This window comes from Ulvibacter sp. 2305UL32-6 (genome assembly GCF_058148545.1).
Genome location: NZ_JBYVKA010000008.1, coordinates 24,976 through 31,189 on the forward strand (window position 1 = coordinate 24,976; position 6,214 = coordinate 31,189).

Sequence of the window (6,214 nt, forward strand, 5' to 3'; positions counted from 1 at the left end):
GTAAACAGAACATGGCAAACGTACGTGATTTAAAAAAAGATATTAATTATGTGATGGGCGACATCATTGAAGCAGTATATATTTGGGAGTTAACAAATCCTGAAAAAGACAGCGAAAAATCGCAGGCAATTATTGATGATGCAATTACTCATTTTGACGAATTGATCGTTAAAGTAAACGCTAAAGATGTTGAGAGTCCTAAAAAACACTATAATGGTATTAAAGAAGAACTTGAAACTAAAGGCCGCGCATTGATTGAAAGAATCAATAAATTGTAGTCAATCCAAGCTTAAACTAAAGAGCCCCTAAACATTTCGTTTAGGGGCTCTTTAGTTTTAAATAGAATAGGTGTTTATTCTTCTTTCGATCTTTCCTGAATAAAATCTGCTAACGATTTACCATATTTTGAGCTCTTAACACGTGGCGTTAAGGTCTTGTATATAGTATCAAGGTATTTAATGTTAGCATCATAAATTTCGCTAATCGCGAGATATGGGGCTAATTCAGTATCGTTATGATTTATTGCAAAATTCACCGTAGCCAGATATTTTGCGCCAATATTTGAACGTTGTCTATTAGTATAAACCTGAGCCAAAGAATCATTTCCGGCTACTTTCGCATTAAAGGCTTCTTCAATATAATCTAGGTTCTTATCATTATACCTATTTATTATTTTTTCATATTCATCACGCAAGGCTTGGTTTGCAGATCCTGTGATCTTTGCATCGAGAATTAAATTATCTAAGGAAGTTTGAATTGTTAGTTCACCAGGTTCGGCAAAGAATGGAAGTCTCTCATCTTTTAGCTGGTCGCCATTTGCCTCAACATGTAAATAGTACATTTCTGGGCTTGAGATAATATCTTGAAAACTAAAATTTGAGTCTCCGTTAACGATCATAGAGTCGATAACCACAAAATTGGTGTCAGCATACTTCTCAAGAATAATGGTCCCTTTCCGAAGTCCGTCAACACTCCCAGAAAGATTCATCATGTTCTCATTAGTACAACTTGAAAAGAATAATAAACAGGAAAAAAGGCCAAAAAGATATCGCATAGGTTGTTTTTTAGGTGCGCAAAGATGCTAAAATTAGGAGCAAAGAACAAGAAGGATTTTCAATATTTTATATGGCTATCCACCTGCAACTGCTCGCATCATTATGGTGCACAATACCGCTCCTATAGTACCAATAGCATAGCCAAATACCGCCAATAAAACTCCAACGGTGGCTAATGAGGGGTGAAAGGCAGACGCCACGATGGGTGCCGAAGCTGCACCACCAACATTCGCCTGACTTCCAACGGCAAGGAAGAAGTACGGAGCGCGAATAAGTTTTGCAACTAGAATTAATAATCCGGCGTGAATTCCCATCCATACAAAACCTACAGTAAGCAGCCCAGGATTATTAAATATCTCCATAATATCGATCTTCATTCCAATACTAGCAACCAAAATATAGATAAAAATACTACCTATCTTACTAGCGCCGGCACCTTCATAATTTTTAGCTTTGGTATAAGACAAGATAATTCCAATGATGGTGGTAAGGGAAACCATCCAAAAGAAACTAGAGCTTAAAAATGTTAGGGAGTTTTTCTTAATGCCTGGTGGAATGTCTGCCACCATGGTTTCAAAATAGCCACTGAGATAACCCGCTCCAAAATGCGCAAAACTCACCGTTCCAAAAGCAATGGCAGCTAAGATCATATAATCGGTAAGACTCGGGTTTCGCTCAACTTTTTTAGAATAACTGCCAACTTTTTCTTTTAGGCTTTCTATTGCTGTTGTGTCTGCCTTTAGCCAACGATCTATACGTGCAGCCTTGCCAATTCCTATCAATAAGATTGCCATCCAAACATTGGCCACAACAATATCAACAAATACCATTTGTCCATATGCACTTGGATTAAATTCATAAATTTCTAGCATCGCTGCTTGATTCGCCCCTCCACCTATCCAACTACCAGCAAGTGTTGAGAGTCCGCGCCATACGGCATCAATACCTTCACCACCCACAGTTTCAGGTGAAATTAGTCCAATAATCAATACAGCTATTGGACCACCAAGCACAATACCTACGGTACCCGTAAAAAACATGATCAATGCCTTCGGACCTAGATTAAATACGGCTTTTAGATCCATACTCAGCGTCATAAGTACAAGTGCAGCTGGTAAAAGGTATCTACTTGCCATATAATACAAACTCGTGCTACCTTCAGTTATATCTCCATTGGCTTCAACTGTAGTCCATTCTGGAGCGATTAATCCTGTAGAAGTAAAAATGGCGGGTAGGAGGTAGGCCATAAAAAGTGCAGGAACCACTTTATAAAATTTATGCCAAAAACCTTGTTCCTTTTTAGAGGTATAAAAGATAATTCCTAGCGCGATCATGAGTAAACCAAAAACGATTGTATCGCTTGTGAAAAAGGGAGTGGTATCTTTAATTACTTCGGAAACGGTATCTTGCATGGCTGTAGTTTTTTGCAAAATACTTTATTTTATTTTTTTAACGTTTGATTACGGCTAATTTTTAATAAAGGTGCTTATTATATTGATGATTTGAGGCATAATGGGGCGCTTGTATTCATTATATGATTTTTGATTTTCTAGATCATCTCCCACAATTTCTTTCAACACATGATTCATATTCTGAATGATCACAAATTCTGCTTCGGGTGCCGCTTTTTTTAACAATTCGGCCTCACTTGGGTGTACTTGAAGGTCTTTGTCTCCATTTAGAATCAAAATTGGTACATTCAATGAAGCTATTACTGTTTGTGGATCGTATTTCATCCAACTCAAAATGAAGGGCTGCAGTGATTTCCTGAAAATTGAGGCTAAACCAGGACTAAAGTTAGTGGTACTTTTGTTAGCTCTAAGTTCGTCAAAGGCATTTCGTCCATTTTCGGCAAGGCCAGGAGCTTGCTTTTCTAGTTGCGCTACAATAACATTATCTATAGATTGGCCGGCGCCAGCGATAGAAATAAACCCATCGGCTCGTTCTTTTGCAGCCACCATTCCAACTAAGGAACCTTGGCTATGTCCGATAACGTAAATCTTTGAAAATTGACCTCCTTTTTTAAAGAAATCAATGGCAGATATGGCGTCGGTAATAAATTCATCAAAACGAATGCTTTCTTCATTCAATGTGCGATCTTTCATTTGTTTTAAGATGCGTTTATCATATCTAAAACTTGCAATACCTTCTTTAAATAAGCCTTCGGCAAGATAGCGTAAGGCATTGTTTTCCATCATTTGCTGATTTCCATTTCGGTCTGTTGGGCCAGAACCTCCAATAATGATTACCAATGGAATTGGTTCTGAATGCTCCGGAACTATAATAGTTCCATCAACATAAGGAGAGACGCTAATATCCCGATTATTAAATGTATTAGTTTGGCTTTGTGTAATTCCGAAGGAAAAAAGGAATGTAAAAATTACGACGTATTTCATATAAAGATCTTGTAATGTTATGTAAACGTAAAAAGAATCTTGATTGTATAAGGATCATCTAAAATAGCGGTTTATTTTTGTAGAGGAATCTTATATTTGCAGAAAGATGCATTATATGAAAACCCTCCTGATATTATTTTTAACGATTTTAATGAGTGGCGTAGAGATATACGCTGCTGAAGATTGGGGCAGTACTGGACATAGAGCCACTGGCGAAATAGCGTCAAATCATATCTCTAAAAAAACCAAACGCGCTATAGAAAAATTGCTCGATGGGCAGTCACTAGCTTTTGTATCTACCTATGGTGATGAGATCAAAAGCGATGACAATTATCGAAAATACGGACCTTGGCATTATGTAAACTTTCCTTTTGGTTCGAGTTATACCGATACACCAAAAAGTGAACGTGGTGATTTGGTAATGGGTATTGAAACCTGTATAGCAGTGCTAAAAGACGATAAATCAACTAAAGAAAGTAAAGTATTTCATTTAAAAATGCTCGTTCATTTTATTGGTGATCTTCATCAGCCAATGCATATTGGTATTGCAGATGATAAAGGTGGAAACGACTTTCAAGTACGTTGGTTTGGTGATGGAACCAACTTACATTCGGTCTGGGATACGAAGATGATTGAGAGCTATAATATGTCATATAGCGAATTGGCCGCCAATAGTCAAAAATTGTCAAAGCAGCAGCTTGCTGAAATTCAAAAAGGAAATCTTCTTGATTGGGTCAATGAAAGTCGGGAGGTATGTAATGATATATACGCCGAAACTTCTTCGGGTGAAAAGCTTGGCTATCAGTATATGTACAAATATGTTCCTGTGGTAAGAAGCCAATTACAAAAGGGAGGTATTCGTTTAGCCTCCATTCTTGATTCTATTTTCAAATAAATAGTTTTTTCTATATGTTCAGTTTGTGCATTTGAACAGACAATTGTTATCTACTATCGAAAACCAAGGTAACGTCCATAACATTTTAGTGTAATAACATGATCATCTGGTTGTTAAGCGATTTAAAGGTGTTATTTTTGCGCGCCCTAAAGAATTAAATGCATTTAGCAATAAGAAAGAAACGCAAATCGAGTAATGTAAGATTGGTTAAACAACTGGTCTTCAGTGATATTCGTCGAAAACACAACTTCTTTGTCTATTTCAGCATGACTATTGTTTAACGGTATATATGTTTAAGTTGGAAAAATTTAGGAACACTCAATATTCTGTTCGAGTATTAACTGGAGCGATCATTTCACTTCACGGATTACTCCGAATTATTTTTATTGATGATTATGTAAACTTCGTGCTCGCAAGTTATTCCGAAGTCGTTGGGTCTAGTACTTTATTACTTATTGGAGCCACATTTTTACCTTTTTTGGAATTTTTTACGGGTTTGCTAATAATATTTAAAGTAGCTATAAAGCGCGTGGTGCTTGCAGGAGTTTTACTTTCAGTAGTAATGATCATTTTTATTCTGCTAGGTCAAATGTATCCAAGAATTATTTATCACGCTGTTGTTATCATATTACTTGCTTTTGTGGGAGAGCTCAATAGAAGAAAAGTTGAAAATAATTATCATTTATACAAGTAACCTAAAAGTTAAATTAATTCTTGGTTGGATCACGCGTTTCGATTTCGGAATTTGATGTTGCCAGAAAGATTGGGTTGCCCCGCCCATTAATAATAGGCTACCATGTTCAAGAACTATTTTATGTTTTAAATGCTTATCCTGCTTATGTCTTAAATGAAACGTCCTTTTCGCCCCAAAAGTGACAGACGCGATAAAGGGGTTTGCCCCAAGCTCCTTTTCGTCGTCACTATGCCATCCGTTGCTATCGCTTCCATTGCGATATAAATTAAGTAAAACGGTATTAAATTTTTCTTCGGAAACGATCTCTATTTCAGATTTTATATCTAAAAGTGTTTTTGTGAATGGAAGAGGATGCATAGTGATTCCTGAATAGCTATAGCTTTTATTAGTGCTACCGTAAAGTCTTGTGAGTCTAGGTTGATCATGCACCTTTCCAAAGATCTTAATAGTGTCTTGTTGCCATGGTGTTTCTTCGGAAATGATCTTGAAATATCTCGTAGCTTCTTCAGAAGAAAAGAAAGACGGATAATACAAGATATTTGCGTCTGGGAGTGAAAATTGAATATATTCTCTTTTATTTTCTTCTGAAAAAAGATTCATTAGATATATAAATAGGCCCAATACATCAATCCAAATTGAAGCGGAAGTCTTAGCCACAATAGCCATTGAGGCATTTTGAGCGACGCACGATCACTTTGGAGCATATATATGTGTACGGGAATGAAAACAACAAGCATGGCTATAATTCCCCAGGCTGCTAGCGTTTGCGTTTCAGGGTTGAGCAGCATAAAGCCTAATACCATTTCTATAATTCCACTTAAAGATACCATTGTTGAGTGTGCCGGAATATAAGGAGGCATAATACGAAGATATATTTTAGGTTGTCTAAAATGATTTGCTCCTGCTAATATAAGAAGTAGCCCTAGTAGGTATTGATGCCAAGGTAACATTATAAACTATCTTTTAGTTGTTGTTTTGTGGCTTCATCTTGACGCTTTAATATAGAATCTAATGGTTCGGCACCATCTCCAATTCCGCCATCGGCTTCCACCGGCATCATTTTAGGAGTTTCCTCTTTTTTATCGCGACATTGGACCAAGAGACCAATCGCAAGTATGATCATTATTATAAACCTCATTGTTGTAAATTTGTTATCAAATGTAGTTATTTAAAT

At 36.7% G+C, this 6,214-nt stretch carries 9 protein-coding genes; 3 read left to right on the forward strand and 6 right to left on the reverse strand.

All coding sequences use genetic code 11. The annotated features are described in order from the left end of the window. The first annotated feature begins 11 nt into the window (after nucleotides 1–11). Complete coding sequence (locus ACY2RU_RS16990; RefSeq protein ID WP_490139682.1) at nucleotides 12–278, forward strand: hypothetical protein; 267 nt, start codon at nucleotides 12–14, stop codon at nucleotides 276–278. Nucleotides 279–352: 74 nt separating this feature from the next. Here the strand turns inward: ACY2RU_RS16990 and ACY2RU_RS16995 are convergent, their stop codons facing one another. The 3 genes from ACY2RU_RS16995 to ACY2RU_RS17005 form a co-directional block, all read right to left on the reverse strand. Next, entirely contained in the window at nucleotides 353–1,054 is a 702-nt protein-coding gene (locus ACY2RU_RS16995) for a DUF4369 domain-containing protein (protein ID WP_490139683.1), read from the reverse strand. Nucleotides 1,055–1,129: 75 nt separating this feature from the next. Further along, nucleotides 1,130–2,467: a DUF819 family protein gene (locus tag ACY2RU_RS17000; RefSeq protein WP_490139690.1), complete on the reverse strand. Its 1,338-nt coding sequence runs from the start codon at nucleotides 2,465–2,467 to the stop codon at nucleotides 1,130–1,132. A gap of 54 nt (nucleotides 2,468–2,521) precedes the next feature. Next, a complete protein-coding gene (locus tag ACY2RU_RS17005; protein WP_490139684.1) occupies nucleotides 2,522–3,451 on the reverse strand; it encodes an alpha/beta hydrolase family protein in 930 nt (309 codons plus the stop codon). 115 nt (nucleotides 3,452–3,566) lie between these two features. Between ACY2RU_RS17005 and ACY2RU_RS17010 the strand changes: the two genes are divergently transcribed. Together ACY2RU_RS17010 and ACY2RU_RS17015 are read left to right on the forward strand one after the other, a co-directional pair. Then, entirely contained in the window at nucleotides 3,567–4,346 is a 780-nt protein-coding gene (locus ACY2RU_RS17010) for a S1/P1 nuclease (RefSeq protein ID WP_490139685.1), read from the forward strand. A gap of 289 nt (nucleotides 4,347–4,635) precedes the next feature. Further along, complete coding sequence (locus ACY2RU_RS17015) at nucleotides 4,636–5,040, forward strand: hypothetical protein (protein WP_490139686.1); 405 nt, start codon at nucleotides 4,636–4,638, stop codon at nucleotides 5,038–5,040. Here ACY2RU_RS17015 and ACY2RU_RS17020 read toward each other — a convergent pair. From ACY2RU_RS17020 to ACY2RU_RS17030, 3 genes are read right to left on the reverse strand one after another with little or no spacing between them, the layout of a single operon-like run. Beyond that, the gene (locus tag ACY2RU_RS17020; RefSeq protein ID WP_490139687.1) at nucleotides 5,029–5,640 is read right to left on the reverse strand and encodes an alpha-ketoglutarate-dependent dioxygenase AlkB family protein; all 612 of its coding nucleotides are present in this window, start codon (nucleotides 5,638–5,640) and stop codon (nucleotides 5,029–5,031) included. The genes ACY2RU_RS17015 and ACY2RU_RS17020 overlap by 12 nt on opposite strands. Further along, on the reverse strand, nucleotides 5,640–5,990 hold the full coding sequence (locus ACY2RU_RS17025; protein WP_490139688.1) for a DoxX family protein: 351 nt from the start codon (nucleotides 5,988–5,990) through the stop codon (nucleotides 5,640–5,642). The genes ACY2RU_RS17020 and ACY2RU_RS17025 overlap by 1 nt, the downstream gene beginning before the upstream one ends. Further along, a complete protein-coding gene (locus tag ACY2RU_RS17030) occupies nucleotides 5,990–6,178 on the reverse strand; it encodes a hypothetical protein (RefSeq protein WP_490139689.1) in 189 nt (62 codons plus the stop codon). Before ACY2RU_RS17030 ends, ACY2RU_RS17025 begins: the two co-directional genes overlap by 1 nt. Nucleotides 6,179–6,214: the final 36 nt, after the last annotated feature.

Bases quoted from the DNA above. Each gene is read 5' to 3' on its own strand.
- ACY2RU_RS17005 (WP_490139684.1), bottom strand. From the start codon at position 3,451: ATGAAATACGTCGTAATTTTTACATTCCTTTTTTCCTTCGGAATTACA.
- ACY2RU_RS17010 (WP_490139685.1), top strand. From the start codon at position 3,567: ATGAAAACCCTCCTGATATTATTTTTAACGATTTTAATGAGTGGCGTA.
- ACY2RU_RS16995 (WP_490139683.1), bottom strand. From the start codon at position 1,054: ATGCGATATCTTTTTGGCCTTTTTTCCTGTTTATTATTCTTTTCAAGT.
- ACY2RU_RS17015 (WP_490139686.1), top strand. From the start codon at position 4,636: ATGTTTAAGTTGGAAAAATTTAGGAACACTCAATATTCTGTTCGAGTA.
- ACY2RU_RS17030 (WP_490139689.1), bottom strand. From the start codon at position 6,178: ATGAGGTTTATAATAATGATCATACTTGCGATTGGTCTCTTGGTCCAA.
- ACY2RU_RS17000 (WP_490139690.1), bottom strand. From the start codon at position 2,467: ATGCAAGATACCGTTTCCGAAGTAATTAAAGATACCACTCCCTTTTTC.
- ACY2RU_RS16990 (WP_490139682.1), top strand. From the start codon at position 12: ATGGCAAACGTACGTGATTTAAAAAAAGATATTAATTATGTGATGGGC.
- ACY2RU_RS17020 (WP_490139687.1), bottom strand. From the start codon at position 5,640: ATGAATCTTTTTTCAGAAGAAAATAAAAGAGAATATATTCAATTTTCA.
- ACY2RU_RS17025 (WP_490139688.1), bottom strand. From the start codon at position 5,990: ATGTTACCTTGGCATCAATACCTACTAGGGCTACTTCTTATATTAGCA.